Annotated in this window: 25 protein-coding genes; 17 read left to right on the top strand and 8 right to left on the bottom strand. The window is 65.5% G+C overall.

The annotated features are described in order from the left end of the window. Nucleotides 1–177: 177 nt before the first annotated feature. Nucleotides 178–1,104 (bottom strand): LysR substrate-binding domain-containing protein, encoded by a 927-nt coding sequence (locus tag EYF70_RS27645; RefSeq protein WP_131148236.1) that lies wholly within the window; start codon nucleotides 1,102–1,104, stop codon nucleotides 178–180. Between the two features lie 127 nt (nucleotides 1,105–1,231). Between EYF70_RS27645 and EYF70_RS27640 the strand changes: the two genes are divergently transcribed. Further along, a complete protein-coding gene (locus tag EYF70_RS27640; protein WP_229420589.1) occupies nucleotides 1,232–2,410 on the top strand; it encodes an HD-GYP domain-containing protein in 1,179 nt (392 codons plus the stop codon). 88 nt (nucleotides 2,411–2,498) lie between these two features. Here EYF70_RS27640 and EYF70_RS27635 read toward each other — a convergent pair whose 3' ends face one another. After that, complete coding sequence (locus tag EYF70_RS27635) at nucleotides 2,499–3,548, bottom strand: GGDEF domain-containing protein (RefSeq protein ID WP_131148234.1); 1,050 nt, start codon at nucleotides 3,546–3,548, stop codon at nucleotides 2,499–2,501. Between the two features lie 355 nt (nucleotides 3,549–3,903). Between EYF70_RS27635 and EYF70_RS27630 the strand changes: the two genes are divergently transcribed. The 14 genes from EYF70_RS27630 to EYF70_RS27565 all read left to right on the top strand — a co-directional run bounded on the left by EYF70_RS27630 (nucleotide 3,904) and on the right by EYF70_RS27565 (nucleotide 16,973). After that, complete coding sequence (locus EYF70_RS27630) at nucleotides 3,904–4,089, top strand: Flp family type IVb pilin (RefSeq protein WP_131148233.1); 186 nt, start codon at nucleotides 3,904–3,906, stop codon at nucleotides 4,087–4,089. A 50-nt stretch (nucleotides 4,090–4,139) separates the two neighbouring features. Next, on the top strand, nucleotides 4,140–4,682 hold the full coding sequence (locus EYF70_RS27625) for an A24 family peptidase (RefSeq protein ID WP_131148232.1): 543 nt from the start codon (nucleotides 4,140–4,142) through the stop codon (nucleotides 4,680–4,682). A gap of 62 nt (nucleotides 4,683–4,744) precedes the next feature. Beyond that, nucleotides 4,745–6,100 carry a DUF8689 domain-containing protein gene (locus EYF70_RS27620; protein ID WP_131148231.1) on the top strand — a complete coding sequence of 452 codons (1,356 nt, stop codon included), beginning with the start codon at nucleotides 4,745–4,747 and terminating at the stop codon, nucleotides 6,098–6,100. Beyond that, nucleotides 6,097–6,933 (top strand): Flp pilus assembly protein CpaB, encoded by an 837-nt coding sequence (cpaB, locus tag EYF70_RS27615; RefSeq protein ID WP_131148230.1) that lies wholly within the window; start codon nucleotides 6,097–6,099, stop codon nucleotides 6,931–6,933. The genes EYF70_RS27620 and cpaB overlap by 4 nt, the downstream gene beginning before the upstream one ends. A 10-nt stretch (nucleotides 6,934–6,943) precedes the next feature. After that, a complete protein-coding gene (locus EYF70_RS27610) occupies nucleotides 6,944–8,497 on the top strand; it encodes a type II and III secretion system protein family protein (RefSeq protein ID WP_131148229.1) in 1,554 nt (517 codons plus the stop codon). Between the two features lie 10 nt (nucleotides 8,498–8,507). Beyond that, nucleotides 8,508–8,789: a hypothetical protein gene (locus EYF70_RS27605; RefSeq protein WP_131148228.1), complete on the top strand. Its 282-nt coding sequence runs from the start codon at nucleotides 8,508–8,510 to the stop codon at nucleotides 8,787–8,789. Between the two features lie 95 nt (nucleotides 8,790–8,884). After that, nucleotides 8,885–10,288, top strand: coding sequence for a pilus assembly protein TadG-related protein (locus EYF70_RS27600; RefSeq protein WP_165497803.1), 1,404 nt, complete (start codon nucleotides 8,885–8,887; stop codon nucleotides 10,286–10,288). Continuing rightward, nucleotides 10,285–10,761, top strand: a complete 477-nt coding sequence (locus tag EYF70_RS27595; RefSeq protein ID WP_131148226.1) for a hypothetical protein — start codon at nucleotides 10,285–10,287, stop codon at nucleotides 10,759–10,761. Before EYF70_RS27600 ends, EYF70_RS27595 begins: the two co-directional genes overlap by 4 nt. Then, nucleotides 10,724–11,314 (top strand): TadE/TadG family type IV pilus assembly protein, encoded by a 591-nt coding sequence (locus EYF70_RS27590; RefSeq protein ID WP_131148225.1) that lies wholly within the window; start codon nucleotides 10,724–10,726, stop codon nucleotides 11,312–11,314. Before EYF70_RS27595 ends, EYF70_RS27590 begins: the two co-directional genes overlap by 38 nt. Nucleotides 11,315–11,328: 14 nt before the next feature. Next, a complete protein-coding gene (locus EYF70_RS27585) occupies nucleotides 11,329–12,504 on the top strand; it encodes a CpaE/TadZ family protein (RefSeq protein WP_131148224.1) in 1,176 nt (391 codons plus the stop codon). Nucleotides 12,505–12,529: 25 nt separating this feature from the next. Then, nucleotides 12,530–13,876 carry a TadA family conjugal transfer-associated ATPase gene (locus EYF70_RS27580; protein ID WP_131148223.1) on the top strand — a complete coding sequence of 449 codons (1,347 nt, stop codon included), beginning with the start codon at nucleotides 12,530–12,532 and terminating at the stop codon, nucleotides 13,874–13,876. A 9-nt stretch (nucleotides 13,877–13,885) separates the two neighbouring features. Beyond that, a complete protein-coding gene (locus tag EYF70_RS27575) occupies nucleotides 13,886–14,860 on the top strand; it encodes a type II secretion system F family protein (protein WP_131148222.1) in 975 nt (324 codons plus the stop codon). Further along, nucleotides 14,857–15,801 carry a type II secretion system F family protein gene (locus EYF70_RS27570; RefSeq protein WP_131148221.1) on the top strand — a complete coding sequence of 315 codons (945 nt, stop codon included), beginning with the start codon at nucleotides 14,857–14,859 and terminating at the stop codon, nucleotides 15,799–15,801. Before EYF70_RS27575 ends, EYF70_RS27570 begins: the two co-directional genes overlap by 4 nt. Before the next feature lie 11 nt (nucleotides 15,802–15,812). Continuing rightward, nucleotides 15,813–16,973 (top strand): LytR C-terminal domain-containing protein, encoded by a 1,161-nt coding sequence (locus tag EYF70_RS27565; RefSeq protein ID WP_131148220.1) that lies wholly within the window; start codon nucleotides 15,813–15,815, stop codon nucleotides 16,971–16,973. A gap of 129 nt (nucleotides 16,974–17,102) precedes the next feature. On the opposite strand, the gene EYF70_RS27560 is transcribed toward EYF70_RS27565, so the two are convergent. From EYF70_RS27560 to EYF70_RS27550, 3 genes are all read right to left on the bottom strand, one after another. Then, nucleotides 17,103–17,867 carry a GIN domain-containing protein gene (locus EYF70_RS27560; protein ID WP_131148219.1) on the bottom strand — a complete coding sequence of 255 codons (765 nt, stop codon included), beginning with the start codon at nucleotides 17,865–17,867 and terminating at the stop codon, nucleotides 17,103–17,105. Between the two features lie 33 nt (nucleotides 17,868–17,900). Next, complete coding sequence (locus EYF70_RS27555) at nucleotides 17,901–18,107, bottom strand: hypothetical protein (RefSeq protein WP_131148218.1); 207 nt, start codon at nucleotides 18,105–18,107, stop codon at nucleotides 17,901–17,903. Between the two features lie 246 nt (nucleotides 18,108–18,353). Beyond that, nucleotides 18,354–19,430, bottom strand: a complete 1,077-nt coding sequence (locus EYF70_RS27550) for a tartrate dehydrogenase (protein ID WP_131148217.1) — start codon at nucleotides 19,428–19,430, stop codon at nucleotides 18,354–18,356. Between the two features lie 87 nt (nucleotides 19,431–19,517). Here EYF70_RS27550 and EYF70_RS27545 point away from each other — a divergent pair, with 87 nt between their 5' ends. Continuing rightward, on the top strand, nucleotides 19,518–20,414 hold the full coding sequence (locus EYF70_RS27545) for a LysR family transcriptional regulator (RefSeq protein WP_131148216.1): 897 nt from the start codon (nucleotides 19,518–19,520) through the stop codon (nucleotides 20,412–20,414). A gap of 65 nt (nucleotides 20,415–20,479) precedes the next feature. Here the strand turns inward: EYF70_RS27545 and EYF70_RS27540 are convergent, their stop codons facing one another. The 3 genes from EYF70_RS27540 to mscL all read right to left on the bottom strand — a co-directional run bounded on the left by EYF70_RS27540 (nucleotide 20,480) and on the right by mscL (nucleotide 22,873). Then, nucleotides 20,480–21,178: a DUF2461 domain-containing protein gene (locus EYF70_RS27540; protein WP_131148215.1), complete on the bottom strand. Its 699-nt coding sequence runs from the start codon at nucleotides 21,176–21,178 to the stop codon at nucleotides 20,480–20,482. A gap of 69 nt (nucleotides 21,179–21,247) precedes the next feature. Further along, nucleotides 21,248–22,411 carry a Do family serine endopeptidase gene (locus tag EYF70_RS27535; RefSeq protein WP_131148214.1) on the bottom strand — a complete coding sequence of 388 codons (1,164 nt, stop codon included), beginning with the start codon at nucleotides 22,409–22,411 and terminating at the stop codon, nucleotides 21,248–21,250. 36 nt (nucleotides 22,412–22,447) lie between these two features. Then, nucleotides 22,448–22,873, bottom strand: a complete 426-nt coding sequence (gene mscL, locus EYF70_RS27530) for a large conductance mechanosensitive channel protein MscL (RefSeq protein ID WP_131148213.1) — start codon at nucleotides 22,871–22,873, stop codon at nucleotides 22,448–22,450. Between the two features lie 228 nt (nucleotides 22,874–23,101). Between mscL and petA the strand changes: the two genes are divergently transcribed. Beyond that, complete coding sequence (petA, locus tag EYF70_RS27525; protein ID WP_131148212.1) at nucleotides 23,102–23,710, top strand: ubiquinol-cytochrome c reductase iron-sulfur subunit; 609 nt, start codon at nucleotides 23,102–23,104, stop codon at nucleotides 23,708–23,710.

Genomic DNA, 23,710 nt, shown 5'->3' with positions numbered 1-23,710 from the left:
TGTCCGGCCCAGGCCACTGCCGGATCCGTGCGGTCTTGTGCCGCTCTTTGCCGGATCCGTCGACCGCCCTGGTAGGCAGTCATCGAATCAGTGTACGCCGGGGTTGACGTATGCGGAAATAGGGTTTGGGGATGGGGGTATAAGAAAAAGTGATGGCTATGCCATCACGGCATGGCGTTACCGCAGCTGGGCACCCGGCCATGCGCCGCTGGTGCACAAGCGGTGCACCACGTCGAGCGCCAGCCGGCTGATCGCCGTGGCGGCCGTGGTCGGCGGCAGGTTGCGGGAAGCACACAGCACCACCGTGCGTGAAATCGCCGGCTCGCCGATGTCCAGCCAGCGCATCTGGCCGCGCTCGATTTCCGGCAGTACCGGCGCCACGGGCAGGATGGTAGCGCCCATGTCCGCCATCAGGGCCGATTTCAGGATCGCGATCGAGTTGATTTCAATGACGCCCGCGGTCGCCAGCCCGGCGGCATGGGCCACGGCCTCGATCCGGGGCCGCACGCCATGCTGCAGTCCGGGCAGGATCAAGGTGGTGCCCAGCGCCTCGGCCAGTGACACGGCGGTGCGGCCCGGGAACCACGGTGCATCCGCGCGGCAGATGTAACGCAGCGCCTCCTCGGCCAGCGGGGTGGTGGCGAAAGGCGTCAGCTGGCCATCATCGAACAGCACGGCCAGGTTGACCCGGCCGGACTTCAGCTGCTCGGCCAGGTGGCCGGTCAGTTCTTCCGTCAATTGCAGCGTGATGTCGGGATACTGCTCGCGTGCCGCCGCCAGCAGTGGCAAGGCCAGGGCGGCTGAGATGCTGTGCGGCAGTCCCAGCGTGACCGTGCCGGACGGCCGGGCGGAGTGGCTGACGGCGGAACGGGCATCCTCGACCTGCTTCAGGATCGCCTGCGCATGATCGTAGAACACCTTGCCCGCATCGGTACTGTGCACGCCCTGGGCGCTCCGGTGCAGCAGCAGGGCGCCCAGCTCTTCTTCGAGCTGGCGCAATTGCTGGGTCAGCGCCGGTTGCGCCACGTGCAGTACCCCGGCGGCCCGGGACAAGGAGCCGTGTTCCACTATTGCAACAAAATACCGCAGCTGGCGCAGTTCCATGTTTCTCGCAGGGTTATAGTAATACTTTTTAGAAACATTTTGCTATACTGGCCTGTAACCAACCCTCAACCAGTCCGATCGCAGCCAGATGCTGAAGAAAGTCGAATCATCGCAGTTAAAGCCGGGCATGTACATCCATGAGCTGTCGTGCGACTGGATGGACCACCCTTTCCTGCGCAATCGCTTCCTGCTGGCGAACGACGCTGAAATCCAGCGGATTCACGCGGCTGGCATCCGCATCGTGATCATCGATACGGCCAGGGGGCTCGATGCCGATGCGCCCACGGTCGAACAGGCGGCCGCGGCCACCGAAGTGGAAATGCAGGACATTGCCGCACGCACGGTACGCCCGGCCAGGGTGCCGCTCGGCGAAGAACTGGAACGGGCCACGCGGATCCGGCGCCAGGCCGCGGACCTAGTCAAGAACGTCATGACCGATGCGCGCCTGGGCAAGGCCATCGAGGTAGGGCCCGTGCGGCCGGTGGTGCAAAGCATTACCGAGTCGATCCTGCGCAATCCGGGGGCGTTGACGGGGCTGCTGCGCATCAAGACCAAGGACGACTACACCTTCCTCCACTCGGTCAGCGTGTGCACGCTGCTGGTCGCGTTCTGCCATGCGCGGGGCATGGATGACGGCATCGTACGCGAGGCCGGCCTGGGCGCGCTGCTGCACGATACCGGCAAGGCGCTGGTACCGGATGCCATCCTGAACAAGCCGGGACCGCTGACGGACGAGGAATTCGCGATCATCCGCCGCCATCCGGAAGATGGCTACAACATCCTGCGCCGCTCGCCCGACATCGGCGAGATCGCGCTCGACATCACGCGCCACCACCACGAGCGGATCGACGGCTCCGGCTATCCGGACAAGCTGGCCGGCGGCGAGATCGGCGAACTGCCGAAAATGGCGGCCATCGTCGATGTCTACGATGCGATCACGGCCGACCGCTGTTATCACAAAGGGATTCCGGCGGCGGCGGCATTGCGCAAGCTGCACGAATGGAGCAAGTTCCATTTCGATCCGGCCCTGGTGCAGGCCTTCATGCGCTGCGTGGGCATCTACCCGGTGGGCACGCTGGTGCTGCTGGAATCGGGGCGGCTCGGTGTCGTCGTCGAGCCCCATGAAAGCAATTTGCTGGCACCGAAGGTCAACGTGTTCTTCCATACCAGGCGCAACGTGTACATCCGGCCGGAACTGGTGGACCTGTCGCGCGGTTTCGGTGCCGGTGGCGCGGACAAGATCGTCAGCCACGAAAACCCGGTGCGCTGGAATGTCGACCCGGCGCGCTTCATGACGCCGGCGTAACGGCGGATCGCCGGCACTGTTTCAAGACCTCGGCGGATCGCCGGCACTACTTCACGACCTCGGCAGCCCGCCGGGCCTGCTATACAGATCAGAAGAACTCGGCGGTATCGTTCGATTCGACGGTCTGCAGCAGCCCGCCGCTGACCAGCTCGTCATAGTGGCAGGCCATGTTGCGGCCGTGGCTCTTGGCAAAGTACAAGGCCTGGTCGGCGCGGCCCAAAATCACCACCGGCGCCTCATAGGCGCTGATCGCCACGAAGCCGACGCTGACGGTGACCTTGCCCACCTGGGGGAAATCGTGCTGCTCCACGTTCATGCGGAAGCGGTCGATGATCACCTTGGCATTGTCCAGCGTCGACGAGCGCAGCAGCACCACGAATTCCTCGCCGCCGAAGCGGAACACCCGGTCCTGCGCGCGGAAGGACGAAGTCAGCAGGTTGGCGATCAGGATCAGCACCTCGTCGCCGTACAGGTGGCCGAAGCGGTCGTTGACGTGCTTGAAATGGTCCACGTCCACCACGGCCAGCCACTGCTTTTCCTCTTCCGTGCGCTGGCGGCGCTCCGTTTCGCCCGGCAGCAGCGTCAGCGCATCCTGTTCGGCGCTGGAGGCCAGCAGCATCTTGTTCAGCTGGTCGTCGAAGGTCTTGCGGTTCAGCAGGCCGGTCAGCGAGTCACGCTCGCTGTAGTCGAGCAGGTTCTGGAAGTTCTTGTACACGCTGACGATGCCGCGGATGACGTGGATGGTGTCGGGCGTGTACGGGGTCGGGTTGACGATCTGCAGGCAGGTGTCGGCCTTGGCACCCAGCCAGATCGGCAGCCACAGCGTGTGCGTGCCGTCCTCGTCGACCTCGTCGGCGGACGCTTCATGGCGGGCGATGCACCGCTCCAGCGCGGGGAAATGCGCGATCGGTTCGCCCGGGCTGGCGGGATCGCTGGCTTCCTCCATCCTGGCCGCCTGCCCCGCGACCACCAGCGCGCGAGGCCGCACGTACAGGTGGCCACGGACATTGGCCAGCGTCAGGACGCGGGCACGGCTGGCGCCCGCCAGTTCCTGCACCGCCGAGATCACCGAGATGTCCAGCATCGTGTGATCGCGGTGGCCGGTCATGTCCACCATGTGTTTCAGTAGGGAATCCATACTCTCGTCTAGATGATTACGGCATCTGCTTCCAAATCGATAAGGCACACAGTGACGCAGAGCACGAGGCCTTTCCCAAGGACAGTTGATCAGGATAAATGGTTTTTATAACAGGAGCAATTATCCAGGGCGAAAATAGTTGAAAAACGCAACGATTCTACTCTGAGTAGCATTTTGGCAGCGCCATTCCGGGCGTTGTCGGCGGCTCGCCACACATGTTGCGCGCTTCGACGTTCCCTTCGGCAAGCTTGCTCTACATCAATCTTGCCCGTCGGCATAAAACCTATAGTTACCTCACTGGCGCAGCACACAGCACCAGAATCCAACCCACCACAAGGTACCTACAGGAGGAATCATGAAAGCACTGATCAATGCAGCCCGTCAATTCGCCAAGGATGAAGAGGGTATCACCGCTATTGAATACGGCCTGCTGGCCGCGGTGATTGCCGCCGCCATTATTGCCTCGTTCGGGACGCTGGCCACTGGCGTTGGCACTGCGTTCACCACGATCGCTGGGCGCCTGGCTGACGCGTTAGGCTAACCCACCGGCCCGCCGACACCGCCGGCGGGCCTTCTCTCACTGCACATACGATGAACGAGGGACTTCACATTATTCTCCTGTGGCTGGTGCTGCAGGCAGCCGTGACCGATCTGGCGTTACGGCGTATTCCCAACGTCCTGGTGCTGTGCGGCTTGCTGCTGTCGCTCGTGCTGCACTCCGTCACCGGTCCCATGACCGGCCTGCTCGCGACCTGGCTTGCCGGGCTGGCCACGGGATTTTGCATTTTCCTGCCCTTGTATTTGCTGCGCGGCATGGCTGCCGGCGATGTCAAGCTGATGGCCATGGCGGGCGGCTTCGTGGGCCCCGCGCTGGCTCTGCGCATCGCCACGCTGGCTTTCCTGATCGGCGGCGTGCTTGCCTTGGTCATGCTGATCCGGAACGGCCGCTGGCGCATCCTTGCCGGCAACCTGAAAACCCTGCTGTGGCCGATGCTAGGCCGGCTCGCAGGCTATCCAATGCAACCGGTAACGGTTACCCGCGACGCCAGTGCCGGTGGCATTCCCTATGGCGTGGCGATCGCCCTGGCCACCGCTGTCGTGGTGTTCCGGACACACGGTTTTACTTTTGCCTGAGGTCAATATCCGTCGGGAAACCCCCGCCTAAAATTGCTCCTCCACAACGCAGGAGCGCGACGATGGACCTTCAAATCTCTGCAGGTGAAACGACCGGCGGGCAGTGCCAGCTGCCCCCCCAGCCGAAGACGGTGCGCGAGACAGGGCTGGAGCTGACCCTGCTTGCCGAGCTGGCATCCAAACAACTGTTCGGCTCTGGAAAGACGCACTTGCCCGTCCTCACGACACGGTTGCGCCTGTCGATCAACGTGTTGCGCGAAGTCCTCGACTTCATGGTGGCCGAGCAGCTCGCCGAAGTCGCCTGGCGCGGCGATACCGATATCGACGTGCAGTACCAGCTCACATCGGCCGGCCGGCAACGTACCGTGGCCTGGCTCGAACGCAGCCCGTACACGGGGCCGGCGCCGGTGCCGCTGGAAACCTACCGCGCGCTGGTGCAGCGCCAGTCGGCCTTGCTGCCGACGGTGGCGGCACAAGATGTCGCCAGCGAATTCGCCGACGACTGCCTGCCCGCCGCCGTGCGCGAACTGGCCGGTGCCGCGCTGCATGCCCACCGCTCGCTGCTGCTGCATGGGCCGTCCGGCAGCGGCAAGACCACGCTGGCGCGCCGGCTCGGCCGCTTGCTGCACGGCACGGTGGGGGTACCGTACGCGATCCTGATGGGCGAGGAAATCGTGCAGGTGTTCGACAGCGCGATCCATCATCCGCCGTCCGCAGCGGCACAGGGCCGCGCGATCGGCGAACGGCGCAGCACCGACAGCCGCTGGGTATTGTGCAACCGCCCCGTGCTGCACATGGGCGCGGAACTGGCGCTGGACATGCTGGACCTGCGCCACGACCCGTTTTCCGGCAGCTACCAGGCGCCGCCGCACGTGAAGGCGACAGGCGGGCTGTTCATCGTCGATGACCTGGGCCGGCAGCGCGTGCCGGCTGCCGAATTGCTGAACCGTTTCGCGCAGCCGCTCGACACGGGGGCCGAATACCTGGCGTTGCAGGGCGGCCGCAAATTCGTCGTGCCGTTCGACGTGACGATGATTTTCGTCACCAACCTGGAGCCGCAGGCGCTGCTCGATCCATCGTCGCTGCGCCGGCTGGGCTACAAGGTGCATGTGGGGCCGATCGGCGAAGGCGCCTACCGCACGCTGTTCCGCCAGCAGTGCCGCGCGCTGGGCATCGCGCCGGACGAAGCGGCGCTGGCTTACCTGATCAACGAACTGCACCGCGACAGCGGCCAGCCGCTGCTGGCCAGTGTCCCGCGCGACATCCTGTCGCGCATTGCCGATTTCGCCGCATTCACGGGCCTGCCGGCAGTCATGTCGGTGGCTGCCCTCGATCAGGCCTGGTCGAGCATGTTTGCCACCACGGGCATGCAGTTCACCGCTGCCGCCGATACCACCTTCTTCGAGAGGATTGCATGAAAAACCGCCGTGCTTACACGATGATGGCCATTGCCATCGTGCTTGGCCTGGCCGCGGTCGCCCTGGCCTCGCGCTGGCTGTTGCGGCAGGCGCCGAGCACCGCTGCCCACGTCGTCGTCGCCACTGCCGACGTCAACCTCGGGCAGCGCCTCGGGCCGGAAACCGTGAAACTGGCCGAATGGCCCGCCGACAGCCTGCCGGCTGGCGCGCTGACCGATCCGCTGAAGCTGTCCGGCAGGGTGTTGAAGACCAGCGTGCTGCGCGGCGAACCGCTGACGGAAGCGAAGCTGGCCCCGGCCGGCACGCTGGGTGGCCTGTCCGCCCTGATTACCGAAGGCAAGCGCGCCATCACCGTACGCGTCAACGACGTGGTCGGCGTGGCCGGTTTCGCGCTGCCCGGCAATTTCGTCGACATCCTCGTCAGCACGCAGGCCGATACCAGCACCGCCGAGGACCGTGAAGCCATTTCGAAGATCGTGCTGGAGCGCATCCTCGTCCTGGCGGTCGCGCAGGAAGTCGGGCGCGACGATACCAAGCCGCGCGTCGTCAATGCCGTGACGCTGGAAGTGTCGCCGGAACAGGCCGAAATGCTGGACCTGGCACGCAGCGTCGGCAACCTGTCGCTGGTGCTGCGCAACCAGATCGACCCGCAACCCGGCACCACGGCCGGCGCAACCAAGAGCAGCCTGCTGGGTCTCGCCTCGCCGAAAGCGGTCGAGGCCGCGATTGCCGCCCCGGCCCGCCGCGCACCGGTACGGCAAGCCAGCGCCGCCCCGTACCGCCACTGCATCGGTGCCATCGATGGCTTGCGCAGCCGTAAAGAATGCCTGTGAGGAAGATGACATGAAACTCCATTCCGCAATGCTGCTTGCCGGGCTGTCGGCCGCGGTCCATGCCCATGCCGCTCCGGCCCTGCCGGCCGTGTCCACGACGGCGGCCGTGATCGACGCACCGGTGGCGGACCCCGGCCGCCGCAAGCCGGCGGCGCCCGAACGGGCCGATGGTCCGCGCTGCCGCGGCCAGGCCGCCGCGCCGGGCCAGCTCGCCCTGCAGCTCGGCAAATCCACGCTGATGCGCTTGCCGGAAACGATCGTCAACCGCAGTGTCGGCAATCCGGCCGTTCTGCAGGCGATGGCGGTGGCTCCGGATACGCTGTACCTGGCCGGCGCCGATGTCGGCAGCACCAACATGATCGTGCAGGTGAAAAGCGGTGCCTGCAGCGTGATCGAAGTCACCGTCGCGATGGATGTCTCGGCGTTGCAGGCAGCCCTGGCCGCGCTGCTGCCCGACGAAAAGGAAATCCGCGTGAGCGCCGCCGCCGATACGGTGGTGTTGAGCGGTACCGTGTCGGACGGTGTCACGCTGGCACGCGTGGTGGAACTGGCGCAAGCCTACGTGCGGCGGCCGGCCAGGCCGCTCGCCGGCGGCAGGGATGGCGAAGGCGGTACCGGCGCCAGCAAGACGGACAGCGCCGTCGGCGGCGGTCAGAACGGCGCCGGCGCGCGCATCGTCAACATGCTGGGCGTCAGCGCACCGCAGCAGGTGATGCTGGAAGTGAAGATTGCCGAAGTATCGAAGACCCTGCTCGACAAGCTGGAAGCGGGTACTGCCCTGCGCCTGCGCGGCGGCGAATGGACTGCGGCCGTGGTGTCGAACTTCCTCACCGAAACGTTGAAGGGCGGGGTGCAGGTGGCAAAGTCACCGTTCAACGCCTTGCGGCTCGATGCCCAGCGCGACCATGGTTTGGTGCGCCTGCTGGCCGAACCCACGGTGATGGCGATCAGCGGCCAGGAAGGCAGCTTCCTGGCGGGCGGCAAGATCTTCATCCCGGTCGCCCAGGACAACAACAAGGTGACGCTGGAAGAAAAGGAATTCGGCGTCGGCTTGCGCTTCACCCCCACGGTGCTGGCGGGCGGGCGGATCAGCCTGAAAGTGGCACCGGAAGTATCGGAACTGTCGCGCGAAGGGATCGGGCTGACCGCCAACGGCATCAATGGCGCCGCCATCATGCCCCTGATTACGACCCGCCGCGCCACCACGACGGTACAGCTGTTCGATGGCCAGAGCTTCGCGATCGGCGGCCTGATCCGCAATAACCAGGTCAGCAATATCGGTGCCTTGCCGGTGCTGGGCGAAGTGCCGGTGCTCGGCACCCTGTTCCGCAGCACCGATTTCCAGCAAGACCGCACCGAGCTGCTGTTCCTGGTCACGGCACACCTGGTCAAGCCCTTGCCGCCGGGTGTGGCATTGCCGACCGACGCGCTGCAGTCGGCCCGCGGCAACAACCTCTTCATCGGCGGCAAGATGGAAGCGACGATGCCTGCCATCCGGCCAGTACCGACCGCGCCGTCTTCCTCGTCATCTGCCCCGCCGTCGTCCCAGTTTCAGCTGAAGTAAGGAGATTTCCATGAAAACCAGCTTGCTCATGGCAACGATGATTGCCGCGCTGTCCGGCTGCGGCGAAGCCATCGTGCGCACGACCCCGCAGTGGGACGCCCGTTTCGGCGACGCGACACGGGCCGCGTTCGCGCGGCAGGTGATCGATCCGGGCGCCGGCCGCGACAACCGGCCGGCGAACGGCCTGGATGGCCACAGCGCGGCCGCGGCACAGCAGCGCTACCAGAAATCGTTCGCCGCGCCGCAGCCCGCGCAATCCGTGTTCACCATCGGCGTCAGTGGTGCGCAATGAAACCCTCAGTGAAACCCTCAGTGAAGCCCGCAATGAAGCCTGCTTTCAAGCGCGCACGCAAGCCGGTCCCGGCACTCGCGCGGCGCCCGCGCGGCGTGATCCTGATCATGTACGCGGTCATGCTGACGCTGATCCTGGGCTTCACCGGCCTGGTGCTCGACCTGGGATTGGTGTATCTGCGGCGCGCCCAGCTGCAGGCTGCCGCCGACACGATGGCCATCACCGCGGCATCCATGCTGAACGGCACGGCGGCGGGACTGGAAAACGCTGTCAGCGAGGTCAGGAAAAAAGCCCAAACGCTGCATGGTGTCGCTGGCGGCGATACGGTGACGGATGTGCTGCGGTTCAGCGTCAATCCCCATGCCCCGGCGGCGGCCTGGCTGCCGGCAGGGAGCGTCGGGGCTGACGCGGTCGCCGACATGCTGTACGCCCGCATCGATATCGGCGCGCTGGGCGCCGGCGTGCGCGAAGTACAACCGCTGCTGATGGGTATTTTCGGCGTCATGGCGCCATTCGATGTGCGCCCGGTTGCCGTGGCAGGGCGCCGCTCGCTGAACGTGACGCCGCTTGCCATCTGCGCGCGCTCGAAGATTGCCGGTGGGATTCGCTCCAACAAGACCGGTCTTCTGGAGAGGGTAAGCTACGGTTTTCGCTATGGTATTACCTATAACCTGCTGAGGCTGAACCCGAATGGCCTGGACCCCGTGTTCTATTACGTGGATCCGCTCGCGGCGCCCGGCGTGGGCAATGAACCGGCCGCGACGAAAGATACCATCATGGCGCCGTTCATGTGCTCGGGTACGATCGCCTATCCCCGCATCGGCACCGGCAGCCTGAGGATCGCCAGGCAGGCCACGTTCGGCCTGGCAGCGCAGCTCAATTCGCGCTTCAACCAGTACGGCAGCGGGAACGCGGCGATGGACTGCACGCGCGACGCGGCACCGCCCGACACCAATATCAAGAGCTACGCACAGACAGGAGCGAACTGGCACTATGAGACGCCGGTCAATACCAGCGCCGAGCCAAAGATGGTTTCCGAGGGACTGGGCACGGTCGCCGACCTTTCTCCGGGGGATCTGGAAGCACTGAAACCGGCGCCCACCGCCTACGGGGTGCGGTGGGCCTACCGGATTCCCCGCAGACCGACCAATGTCAAGATCACCGGTTCCTGGGATGTCATGTATCCCTCCACGTCGGCTTACACGGGACCAAAGAACTATCCAGTGGACGCGCCGTATTTTTCCACCAACGGCACGACCTACGATACCAATCCCGCGCCCCTGACACCCGCCCGGCAAGGGCGCCGGCTCATGTATGTTCCGTTGCTGGAATGCCGGGCGGCGGACGGCCCGAACATCACCAGGGCAAGCGTGCTTGCCTATGGCGTGTTTTTCCTGACCGCTCACGCCAGTGCCAGCGAGGTACCCGGCGAATTTACCGGCTTCGTCGCCCTTGCCGACGAGGGCACGCTGGCCGGCGACGTGGAGCTGATCCGATGAACCGCCAGCCGCACCGCGAACGCGGGATCGCCACCATCGAAATGGCCGCCGTGGTCACGCTTACCATCGTCATCCTGGCGATGATCGTGCTGTCCGGCCGCCTGACCTGGCACGCCATCGCGCTCACGAAAGGTGTCGCGAATACCAACCGCATCGTCGCGACACTGCCGAGGGCGACCATCGTTGGCGGTTCGACTGCCCTGAAGCTGTTCACGATCAATACCGTGTACGACGCCACCCGGTCGGCCGGCCTCGATATCCAGCCGGACGAGGAACTGTTCGACGTGAATTGCGGACTGTTCAATTGCACCGATATCGGTTTCAGTTCCATCACCGTTTCGGCGGCGATCCTCTTCCACGACACGATCTTCGGCAGCGTTTACCAGCAAGTCCTTCCCGAAAATCTCACCATACCTGCCGCAGCAACGCAAACCTATGCGACCACTACGCCCAAAGTGCTGGACAATAAATGACGCCCGCGGCCTCGTCACCATCGAACTGGCGCTCGTGCTCGGCACCTTCCTGCTGCTCGTGCTGGGCACGCTCGAGGTTGCCCGCGTGATGTACGTGCTCAACACCGTGCAGGATGTCACGCGCGTGGCGGCCCGTGCCGCCACGGTGACGGACTTTACCAACGCCGCCGCGATGGACGCGCTCCGCGCCCGGGCGCTGCTCGGCTCCGCCAGCGGCACGCTGCCGCTGGTGCCCGAGCTGGGTACCGCGAACGTGCACATCGAGTACCTGGGCCAGTCGGCCAACGGCACCGTGACCGCGATCACCCGGCCGCAGTGCCCGGCGCAAAACGTCGTGAACTGTGCCATCAGCCCGCATGCGGGGTCGTGCATCCGCCTCGTGCGCGTCAGCATTTGCGGCGCGACCGGCGCTGGCGGGGCCTGCACGCCGCTGAACTATCAACCGATGACCGGGATCGTTCCCGGCCTCGCATCGCTGTCCATCCCCCCCTCGGCAACCCTCGTCAAGGCCGAGTCGCTGGGTTACGTCCAAGGCGAGAACAACTGTCTCTGAACAAGGAAAACGCCATGAAAGCTTTGATGATCAGCAAGGATAGCCTGTTGCATGCGGAAATCGCCGCGCAGGGGTCGGCGCGCATGCCGGCACTGCAACTGGTGGCATCGCGCCAGGGCCTGCGCGATGCGGCCGAACGGCCGCTGGCCGACCCGCCCGACCTGGTGATTTTCGATGCCGGCGGCGTCGAGCCGGGCGACTGGGAAATCGTCGAAAGGCTGGCCCGGCAATATCCGAACGCGCGCTTCATGCTGCTGGCGCGCGAGGCACACCAGGAGCTGCTGATTCGCGCGATGCGTGCCGGCATGCGCGAGGTGCTGCAGCTGCCGCTGGTGCACCGGGCGTTCCATGAAGCGATGGACCGCATCGAGATCGAGACCGGCGTCACGCGGATGCGCGACGGCAAGGTACTGGCCCTCATCGCCTGCAAGGGCGGCAGCGGCGCGACCTTCCTGGCCACCAATTTCGCCTATGCGCTGGCGACGCTGGCCGACAAGAAAGTGCTGGTGATCGACATGCATGGCCAGTTCGGCGATGCCACGCTGTACGTGTCGGACCAGAAGCCGGCGATGACGCTGGCCGATGTCTGCGCGCAGATCAACCGCATCGATGGCGCCTTCCTCGACTCGTGCCTGGTGCATGTGACGGCGAACTTCGGCGTGCTGGCCGGGGCCGACGATCCGGCCAAGGCGGCCGACATGAAGCCGGAACACATGGAAGCGATCTTGCGCGTGGCGCGCCAGCACTACGACTTCATCGTGCTGGACGTGGGCCGCCAGATCGATGCACTGTCGCTGCGCGCGCTCGACAATGCCGACACGATCTACCCGGTGCTGCAGCTGGCGCTGCCGGATATCCGCGACGGGCGCCGCCTGCTCGACATCTTCCGCTCGCTGGGCTATCCGATGGAGCGCACGCGGCTGATCGTCAACCGCTACGAGAAGGGCGGCAAGCTGCGCCTGGCGGACCTGGAACAGGCGCTCGGCGCCGAGGTCGTGCATACCGTGCCGAACGATTACCTGTCCGCCACCGACTCGGTCAACCAGGGCATCCCCGTGCTGCAGCTCGCGCGCGGCAGCCACGTCGCGCGCAGCCTGGCGGACCTGGTCGAGGTGGTGACCGAGCGGCGCGTCACGGAATCGAAAGGCCTGTTCGACAGGCTGTTCGGCCGCAGCCTGGCCGAAGCCTGACCACCGCCCCCCGAGGAGAACCGAGATGAGCCTGCGCGAACGCCTCGCCCTGGCGGAAGAACCCCGCCACACGGCCGCCGTGCTGCCTGCCCCGTCGCAGGCCGCCTACCGCGAGCTGAAAGCCATGATGCACCAGCTGATCCTGGACCGCATCGACCTGGAGCGCCTGAAGCGGCTGACGCCCGACCAGTTCAAGCACGAGCTGGCGCTGCTGGTGCAGCGCATCATCGAAGACGAGCGGATCGTGCTGAACCAGACCGAGCGCCACGACCTGGTGCTCGACATCCAGCATGAAATGCTGGGCTTCGGTCCGCTGGAACGCCTGCTGTCCGACAACAGCATTTCCGACATCCTCGTCAACACGCATGCCAAGGTGTACGTGGAGCGCGCCGGCCGTCTCGAGCTGACGGACGTCACATTCAACGACAACGCCCACCTGATGAAGATCATCGAGAAGATCGTCTCGCGGGTCGGCCGCCGGGTGGACGAATCGAGCCCGATGGTCGATGCGCGGCTGCCGGATGGCTCGCGCGTCAACGCGATCATTCCGCCGCTGGCGGTGGATGGCCCGATCCTGTCGATCCGGCGTTTTTCCGTCCATCCGCTGACGATGCAGAACCTGATCGAGAACAAGAGCCTGACGCCGCCGATGATGCAGGTGCTGCAGGCATTAGGGCACGCCAAGATCAACATCCTGGTCTCGGGCGGCACCGGCAGCGGCAAGACCACGCTGCTCAATGTGCTGTCCGGCTATATCCCGCCGAACGAGCGGATCGTGACGATCGAGGATGCCGCCGAACTGGCCATGCGCCAGCCGCACGTGGTGCGCCTGGAAACACGGCCGTCCAATATCGAGGGCAAGGGCGAGGTGAACCAGCGCGCGCTGGTGCGCAACGCGCTGCGGATGCGGCCCGACCGCATCATCCTGGGCGAGGTGCGGGGCCCCGAGGCGCTCGACATGCTGCAGGCGATGAACACCGGCCATGAAGGATCTCTGGCGACGATCCACTCCAACACCCCGCGCGACGCGCTGACACGGCTGGAAAACATGGTGGGCATGTCGGGCGTGAACCTGACGCCGCGCGCCGCGCGCCAGCAGATCGCCTCGGCGGTGACCGTGGTCCTGCAGGTATCGCGGCTGACGGACGGCGCGCGCAAGCTGGTCAGCCTGCAGGAAGTGACCGGCATGGAAGGCGAGGTGATCGCGATGCAGGAGATTTTCCGCTTCGAGCAGACCGGCGTCGATGCCAAGGGCAAGGTGCAGGGCCACTTCTTCGCCACCGGCGTGCGGCCCCGCTTCGCGGAACGGCTGGCCATGTTCGGCGTGCCGGTAGCCGAGAATGCATTCGATCCGGACCGCGTGTTCGAATAGGAGCCAGCGATGGACATGGTATTCACCGCGTTCGCGGTACTGGTATTTGCCGCCGTGATCTTCATGGTGGAGGGGGCATGGATGTGGTGGGGCACCAGCCATGGCCGAAGCGCGCGCCGCATCGCGCACCGGCTCGACCTGATGTCCGGCCGCGCCGAAGGCGGTGAACGGATCAGCATCCTGAAGCAGCGCCGCTATGCCGCATCGCCTGGCCTGGAGCATTGGCTGCGCGGCATGCCGCAACTGGCACGGCTCGACCGGCTGCTGTTGCAGGCCGGCGGGCGCTGGCATGTCGCGCAATTTCTCGGCTGGTCGTGCGCCTTGCCGTGTGGCGCGCTGCTCGTGCTGGCGTTGCTGAAGCCGCCGCTGCTGCCGGCGTGCGCACTGATGGCCAGCGCTGTCGGCGGGCCATACTGGGTGTTGCTGCGGGCCCGCCGCAAGCGGCTGAGGAAGATCGAGGAACAATTGCCGGAGGCCGCCGACTTCCTGGCGCGCGCGCTGCGCGCCGGCCACTCCTTCGCCAACGTGCTGAAGATGGTGGGCGACGAGATTCCCGAGCCGATCGGTGCCGAATTCAAGGCCGCCTATGAGGAAATCAACTATGGCGCACCGATGAACGAGGCGCTGCACGGTCTCGCCGAGCGGGTCCCGCTGACCGACCTGCGCTACTTCGTGCTGGCCGTGCTGATCCAGCGCGAGTCGGGCGGCAACCTGGCCGAGCTGCTGAACAATATCAGCCGGCTGGTGCGTTCCCGGCTGAAGCTGCAGGGCCAGGTGCGCGTCCTGTCGGCCGAAGGGCGCATGTCGGCCTGGGTCCTCGGCTTGCTGCCGCTTGTCATGCTGGTCCTGATGAGCGTGGTCAACTACCAGTACATCAGCCTGCTGTGGACCGATCCGCTCGGTGTGAAGATGCTGTGGTCCGCCGGCGGCGCGATGGCCATCGGCGCCTTCTGGATGCGTAACGTCGTGAGGATTCGCGTATGAACGGGAACCAATTGTTATTCCTGGTGATCGTCTTCATCGCCGCAGCCGGGGTGACGCTGGCGGGGATCGCGATCTTTTCGCCGATCCCGTTGCGCGAGCGCTTGCGCGGGTTTCGCGGCGCAGCGGAGGAGGAGCCGGTCAATGGCGGCCAAGGCGAATGGGTGGCCCGCGTGGCGCGCGTGGCCAAGCCGCTGACGAAACTGTCGCTGCCCGAGGAGGGCTGGGAACGTTCGCCGCTGCGCACGAAATTCATCAACGCGGGCTGGCGCAGTGCGTCGGCGCCCACGCTGTACTTCGCGGCGAAGACCCTGCTGTCGCTGGGCGCACCGGCCCTGCTGGCGCTGCTGCTGGTGGGCAGCATGTCGGGCGCGCGCAACGGCTTCATGCTGTTGCTGTTTTCCAGCGCGGCGCTGGGCTACTACTTGCCGAACATCCTGTTGTCCCGCACCGCCGAGCGGCGCCAGCGCGAGATCTTCGAGACCATCCCCGACGCCCTCGACCTGATGACGGTGTGCGTCGAAGCAGGGCTGTCGATGGAGCGGGCGCTGACCAAGGTGGCGGCCGAGATCGACATCAAGAGCGCCGTGCTGGCACAGGAGTTCCAGCTCGTGCTGATGGAAATGCGCGCCGGATTTTCCAAGGAAAAGGCGTTGCGCAACTTCGCGCTGAGGAGCGGCGTGGACGATGTCGACACCCTGGTGGCGATGCTGATCCAGGCCGAGCGGTTCGGTACCAGCATGGGCGACTCGCTGCGGATCCACTCGGACAACCTGCGGCTCAAGCGCACGCTGCTGGCGGAAGAGGCGGCTGCCAAGATCGGCTTGAAGCTGCTGTTCCCGCTGATCTTCTGCATGTTTCCGTCACTGATGATGGTGCTGATGGGGCCGGCAGTGATCCGGCTGGTGACCGTGGTCTTGCCGGCGATGTCCGGCCAGAATTGAATGGAGGCAAAATGAATAGCACCAAGATGAACACCACCAAGATGAATACTACCGGGACACTATCCCGGACCCCGCGTGCTTGCCGGATGGCGGCTGCCGCCTGTGCCGGGGCGCTGCTGCTGGCCTGCGGCCAGCGGCAGATCATCCCGGAACCCACGCGGCACGCCGTGCCGGTACCGGCCGTGGGGGCGGACGGATACTACGCGATCGGCCGTGCTGAGCATGCCGCGCGCCGGTTCGACGCCGCGCAGCGTGCGTGGCACGCGGCATTGCGGCTCGATCCGCGCCATGCCGATACCCGCAATGGCCTGGCCGTGCTGCTGGCCGAGCGCGGCAACCTCGGCGCGGCGATCGCGCTGTGGCACACGCTGGTCGAGGAAGCCACGGCCCTGCCGCCGGCCGGGCAGGCTTTCCTGCTCGGGAACCTGGGCTATGCGTTGCACTTGCGCGGGAACCACGGCGAGGCGGTAACGCTGCTGAAAAAGGCTTGCCTGCTGGACCCTCACCATCCGCGCGCATGGGAGCACCTGGCCAGCGTGTTCGAGGCGCTGGGGCAGCAGGACCGCGCGCTGACGATGCGGAAACAGGCACGCACGCTGCGGATGCATGATATCCGCCACGACTACGAATTGACCGGCGCACGCCCGCCCCAGGCGGCAGCACCCGCGATGCCGGTGCCGGACCCGTGGCCGGAAAGTTTCGCCCGCACGGAACTGCGCCAGGCCGGCGCCGTGATCGAAGTGCACCAGGTCGCGGCCGCGACGGAGCCGGTGCCACCGCGCCTCGCGAAAGGCAAGCGCGAAGATGATCTCGGCGGCCACGGCGACCACGCAGGTGTCCGGCTTGAAATCAGCAACGGCAATGGCGCGCGCGGCATGGCGGCCGCCTGGAAGCACCGGCTGGCGGGGCCGGAGTGGCAATCGGTAAGGCTGACGAACGAGAAGCCCTACGCGGTAGTCTCGACGCGCATCGAGTACCGTGGCGAGTCCGGGGCTGGCGTGGCGGCGCGTGCGCTGGCTCATCGTCTCGGCCTGCCTGCGCCGCGCGAACTGGCGGACCGCGGCGCCGCTGCCGGCGGAGCCGGCGTGCGCATCGTGCTGGGATGGGATCAGCGTGGCGTGTCCGTGGCGGCAGGGAGGGGCACCGCACAGGGCACCCTGCAGGCACCCTGATGCGAAACCGGTAGGGTCGCCTGTCGGCCCGATTGCCGGCTCAGTGCCAGCTCAGTGCCCGCTTGATGATCCTGGTGCCAGCCGGGCACCGCCAGCGTGGCGGTGCCAATCGCGGTGCCAATGCCGGACTCAGTTCCAGTTCACATGGCCCAGGCCACGCGCGCTGGCGTTGCGGCTCGCGGGCCGGCCATACACGGTGGCCGAACCCAGGCCGGTCAGGCGCAGGCTGGCGGAAGTCCTGGCAAACACCGTCGCGCCACCCAGGCCCGTCATGTCGACGTCGACGCTGTCCGATTTCAAGCCTTGCGCATCGAGGTTGCCGACGCCGCCGAGGCGCGCATGCAGCTTGCGGCTTTCGCCGCTGACCACCATCTGGCCGGCGCCGCGCAGGTTCAGCGCCACGCTTTCCGCCAGCCCCGTATTGACGGTCATGCTCCCGGCCCCGTTCAGGTTGGCGTCCAGGTTGCGGTAGTGCGCCTGCATGCGCACGGCGCCGGCGCCATCGAGCGCCACGCGCAGCCGCTCGCCGGCGAAACCATGCACGTCGGCGGAACCGACACCGGCCGATACCAGCTCGGAAAGGTTGGGCAGCGTCAGTTCGGCGCGCAGCTCCGGGCGGCCGAAATGCATGCGTGGCAGGTCCGTGCCGATGCGCAGCGTGTCGCCGCGCTGCGTGACCAGCACCTTCGGCAGGTAGCGGCGTTCACCCGAGATCACCAGCGCCGCTTGCGGGCCCTGCTTGAGCTTCAGGTCGATCACGCCATCCAGTACCACCTTCACGGTGCGCGCGTCGACGGCGCGGGACTCGCTGATGATGTCGGCCGCCTGGACGATGCCGCCCGCATTGGCGACAAGGGCCACGGCCATCATCGTTGCGTTGATAAACTTGTTCATCAGGGTCTCCGTTCGCTCGGCTGGGAAAGGCGCTTACAGGGCGGCTTTTTCCGCGGCGCTCAGGCGTTTCGCGCTGACCTTGACGACCGCCATCGGCGCGCCTTCGACCGCCACGGCATACACTTTCGGCTCCGGTGCGGCGTGGCCGATGCGGGCGGCGGCGGCGCTTGCAATGCCGGTCGCGCCGACGATGACGACGGTGGCGAGGAAGATGGTTTCCATGTGTTTGGCGATGTTCATGATGCGCTCCTTTGAGGTGTTCAGTCAGTGCTGCGTTGGTGTTGTGTGCTGCGGTGATTGAACTATAGGGAGCCCGCGGTTCGTCCACCACGCGGATGCGACGAACGGCGCTTTTCGCGCGATGAACTGCATGGGTGGCGGGGCGTGCGCGCGCCGGAGGAAGTGTGCCGATGAGCCGGCCAGGCGGCCGGCCATGGTGGATCAGGTGCGCACGTGGATCAGGCGTGGATCGGATGCGGGCGCGGATCAGATCAGCGCGGCGATGGCTTCGCCCACCTGCGTGGTGGAAGCCTGGCCGCGCATGTCCGGCGTATGCGGTCCGTCGCGCAGCACCTGCTCGATGGCGGCCATGATGGCGTCGTGCGCCGCGTGGTACGGCGCGGCGCCGTTGCCGAGGAAGTCCAGCATCATCGCGCCGCTCCAGATCATCGCCACCGGGTTGGCGATATTCCTGCCGTAGATATCCGGTGCCGAGCCATGCACCGGTTCGAACAGCGATGGCAGCGTGCGCTCGGGGTTCAGGTTGGCCGATGGCGCGATGCCGATCGTGCCGGTGCAGGCGGGCCCCAGGTCGGACAGGATGTCGCCGAACAGGTTGGAGGCCACCACCACATCGAAGCGCTCCGGGCTCAGCACGAAGCGGGCGCACAGGATGTCGATGTGGTACTGGTCCCATGTCACATCGGCATACGAGGGTGCCATGGCTTTCACGCGCTCGTCCCAGTACGGCATGCTGATCGAGATGCCGTTCGACTTGGTGGCCGAAGTCAGGTGCTTCTTCGGGCGCGACTGCGCCAGCTCGAATGCGTACTTCAGGATCCGGTCCACGCCTTTGCGGGTGAACACGGCTTCCTGCAGCACGGTCTCGCGTTCGGTGCCTTCGAACAGGCGCCCGCCGACGGCCGAGTATTCGCCTTCGGTATTTTCGCGCACCACATAGAAATCGATGTCCCCCGGCTGCTTGTTGGCCAGCGGGCATGGAACACCCGGCATCAGCCGCACCGGGCGCAGGTTCACGTACTGGTCGAACTGCCGGCGGAACTGGATCAGCGAGCCCCACAGCGAAACGTGGTCCGGCACCGTGTCCGGCCAGCCGACCGCGCCGAAATAGATGGCGTCGAAATCCTTCAGCCGGGCGAACCAGTCGTCCGGCATCATCTTGCCGTGCTGCTGGTAATAGTCGCAGTTGGCCCACTCGAACGTGGTGAATTCCAGCGGCAGGTTGAAGCGCCGCGCCGCTGCCTGCAGCGTGCGCAAGCCCTCCGGCATGACTTCCTTGCCGATCCCGTCGCCGGCAATGACGGCGATGCGTTGAGTTTTCATGTAATCCCCCTGGTTGAATACCCCGAGCATAGAGTATGTACGGTTTGGATATAATCGGCATTTTCGTTACTCGACTGTTCACGAATCGTGAAGAATCTACCCGCGCTGGATGACTTGCACCTGTTTTGCACCGTGGTCCGGCTGAAGAGTTTCGCCGCCACGGCCCGCGTGCTGGGCGTTTCCAATGCCCTGGTCAGCAAGCGAATCGGCGTGCTGGAAGCGTCGCTCGGGGTGCGCCTGCTGCATCGCACCACCCGTACCGTGGCGCTGACCGAGCAGGGGCAGGTGGTCCACGGCTGGGCGCTGCGCATCCTGGACGATGTGGAACAGATGGGCGATGCGGTCGCCACGGAGCAGGCCGCGCCTGCCGGCCTGCTCCGTATCTGCACCAGCTCGGGCTTCGGGCGCAATCGCGTGTCGCCAGCCCTGTCCGCACTGGCGAAACGCTACCCGGCACTGGAAATCCAGCTGGAGCTGCTGGACCGCCCGGTCGACCTGATCGGCGAAGATTTTCACCTCGACATCCGGGTCGGCCAGGCCCACGAACCGCACCTGATCTCGCGCCGCATCGCCCGCAATGCCCGGGTCCTGTGCGCCGCGCCCGCCTACCTGGCCGGGTACGGCACGCCGGCCGCATTGGCCGGCCTGGCATCGCACCGCTGCATCGTGATCCGCGAGCGCAACGAGGAGTTCGGGCGCTGGACCCTGCAGGGGCCGCGCGGGACGGAAACGGTGAAGGTGAGCGGGCCGCTATCGGCCAGCAACGGCGAAGTGGTGCATGGCTGGGCGCTGGATGGCCACGGCATCATCCTGCGCTCGCTGTGGGACGTGGGGCCGTCGCTGGAGCGGGGCGAACTGGTGCGCGTGCTGCCGGACTACCAGCAGCCCGCGGATGTGTGGGCGATCTATCCGTCGCGCCTGTCGACGTCGGCGCGGCTGCGGGTATGCGTCGAGTTCCTGGAAGAATGGCTGCGCAGCCAGTAGAAACGTTTACGGACTCCGGTTCCCGGCAACAATGCCTGAAACAAAGCCGTCCGCCGCCAGGGCCGTCAGGCGGCGGTGCCGTCCTCTTCATCCACCCTGGCGGCCCGCATCCACTGCACCAGCGGCAGGGCATCCCTGAAACCGCCGGCGATCATCGGCACCAGCGCATCCGGATCGTTCAGGTCCAGGTCCACGTCGGTCCACACGAAAAAGCTTTTCAGCTTGATGAACTCGATGTGCTCATGCCCGGGGTCGAAGCCTTTCGGCGGGCGCTGCAGCTTGCCTTCGTTCTGGATCGTGCCGTAGGTGGCCTTCAGGCCACGGCTGGCGAGCGCCTTGCGAAAGCCCGCCGCGTCTTCCACCATATGCCGGCGCAGCGCGCGCAGCCGGTGCGGCGGCGGCATGTATTCGCCGGCACCGAACTGCAACTGGCCGTGGCCGTTCAGCTGGAAATAATAGGTGGGCCCGCCGGACTGGCTCGGGCGGCGCAAGTCGCTGGGGGCCAGCGCGGCCGAGAAGTTGGTCTTGTACGGGCTCTTGTCGTGGGCGAAACGCACGTCGCGGTTGATGCGGAAGATCGCCTTCTTCGGATTGCAGAACTTGACCTCGCGGTCGAATTTGCCCGTTTCGGCAATCACCTGCGTCACGAGTTCGAGGAACTCTTCGCGGAGGATGTCGTAGCGCGGCTTGTTCATCACGAACCACGGGCGGTTGTTGTTCTCGGCCAGCTCTTGCAGGTAGCCGTTCAGGTCACGCAAATGCATCGGGTTCTCTTTATCTTTCGCTTGTTGCTTTGCTTGTTGCGTTGCTTGTTGCCTTGCTTGTTGCCTCGCTTATTTCTTCGGCACTGGCCGCTTGCCGACGGTAATGGCAAGGTCCGATTCGCGATTCTTGCGCAACACGCGCATGGTGGCCTTGCCGCCCGGCTGCAGCTGGGCAATCAGGTTCAGCATCTCGTTGGTGTCGCGCACCGGCTTGCCGTCGACAGAGAGCAGGATGTCGCCCGGTTTCATGCCGGCCTTGTCGGCCGGGCCATTGCGCACCACGCCGGCGATGATCGCCCCGCTTTCGCGCTGCAAACCAAAGCTTTCCGCCAGCTCCGGCGTGATCTCCTGCGATTCGACGCCGATCCAGCCGCGCACCACGTGGCCGCTCTTGATGATCGATTCCATCACCGTTTTGGCGGTGCTGACGGGGATCGCGAAGCCGATGCCCACCGAGCCGCCCGTTTGCGAATAGATCGCCGAATTGATGCCGAGCAGGTTGCCGTTGGTGTCGATCAGCGCGCCCCCCGAGTTGCCGAAATTGATCGCCGCATCGGTCTGGATGAAGTTCTCGAAATGGTTGATGTGCAGGTTGTTGCGGCCGAGCGCAGAGATGATTCCCATCGTCACGGTCTGGCCCACGCCGAACGGATTGCCGATCGCCAGCACCACGTCGCCCACCTTGGCGCTATCCACATTGCCGAGGATGATCGCCGGCAGCTGCTTCAGCTCGATCTTGATGACGGCCAGGTCGGTTTCGGGATCCGTGCCCACCAGCTTCGCGGACGACTTGCGGCCATCCGCCAGCACCACCTCGATCTCGTCCGCCGCTTCCACCACGTGGTAATTGGTCAGGATGTAGCCGTCCGGGCTGACGATCACGCCGGAGCCCAGGCTGTTCGGATCATCCTCTTCTTCCTCGTTGTCGTTGCCGCGGTCGCCGAAGAAACGCTTGAAGTACGGATCGCGCAGCAGCGGGTGCTTGTCCGGCATCGCCTTCGAGGTGAGGATGTTGACGACGGCCGGCATGGCGCGGCCGGCGGCGGTGCGGAAGGAGTTCGGCGTGGGGGCCGGCGCGGCGATGGTGGCCGAAGCCGGCTGGGCCGGTGTGCCCAGCTGTTGCACCGTGCCCGAGCGCGCGATGGGCCAGTCCGGCCGCATCGCGGAATAAACGAAATACAGTGCCAGCACGATGGTCACCGCTTGCGCAAACAATAACCACAGTCGTTGCATGGCGTTCCTACAGGATGGCGGCTCGCAGCCGCTCGGTTATTTTTTCAGGGCGTCGCGGATTTCGCGCAGCAGCAGCACATCTTCCGCCGGTGGCGCCGGCTCGGACGGCTTGCTGGGTTCCTCCAGCCGCTGGCGGGCTTTATGCACCAGCCGCACCATCTGGAAGATCACGAACGCCAGGATGAGGAAGTTTAACAGGATGGTGAGGAAATTCCCGTAGGCGAGGACCGCGCCCAGCTTCTTGGCCTCGGCCAGCGGCAGGCTCGGGTCCTGGTTGTTCAGCGCGACATAGTAATTGGCGAAATCCAGCCCGCCGATCAGCTTGCCGATGGGCGGCATGATGATGTCTTGCACGAGGGAATCGACGATCTTGCTGAACGCGGCGCCGATGATCACGCCCACCGCCAGGTCGATCACGTTACCCCGCATCGCAAACTGTTTGAATTCCTGCATCATGCCCATGGCGATCCTCCTCTGGTGGTAGTCGTTTATCCCTGGATCATACTGTCTTTTCAATACCCTGCCCAAGCAGACTGGAGCGGCGTTTACGGTGCGCCGCAACATGGGCACCATTTTTACTATTGCAACCTTTTCGCTTTGATGAGTGTTTATGTTCACTTATAATTTTGTGTTGCTATAGGTCTGTTGTCGCTTTACAAATATTCGAATTTTTATAAGATTGGGGTTTGTATGAGCATTGAGAAGCAGGTCGATCCCAGCCGGCGAGGTCTGTTAGTGGCCACCTGTGCTGCGGGTGGCGTAATCGGCGTCGGCACCGCGGGCGCCTTGGTCAGCACGTTTCAACCTTCCGAGCGCGCCAAGGCCGCGGGCGCGCCGGTCGAAGTCGATATCTCTTCCCTGGCGCCCGGTGAAATGGTCACCGTCGAATGGCGCGGCAAGCCGGTATGGATCCTGCGGCGCACCCCTGAAATGCTCGCTTCGCTGAAGAAGACCGATGGCCAGGTCGCCGACCCCGGCTCGGAGCGCAATCCCGACGAATTCACCCCTTCCTACTGCATCAACGAGGCGCGCGCGCGCAAGGCCGAATACCTCGTCGCCATCGGCATCTGCACCCACCTGGGCTGCTCGCCCTCCACCAAGTTCACCCCTGGCCCGCAACCCTCGCTGCCCGACGACTGGAACGGCGGCTTCTTCTGCCCCTGCCACGGCTCCACGTTCGACCTGGCCGGCCGCGTATTCAAGAACAAGCCGGCGCCGGACAACCTGGTGGTGCCACGCCACATGTACCTGAGCGACACCCGCATCCTGATCGGCAAAGACGAGAAAGGCGAGGCATAA

The organism is Pseudoduganella albidiflava, from assembly GCF_004322755.1.
Lineage (GTDB): Bacteria > Pseudomonadota > Gammaproteobacteria > Burkholderiales > Burkholderiaceae_D > Rugamonas > Rugamonas albidiflava.
The sequence above is the reverse complement of the archived record's forward strand: the minus strand, read 5'-3'. Positions and strand labels throughout refer to the sequence as shown.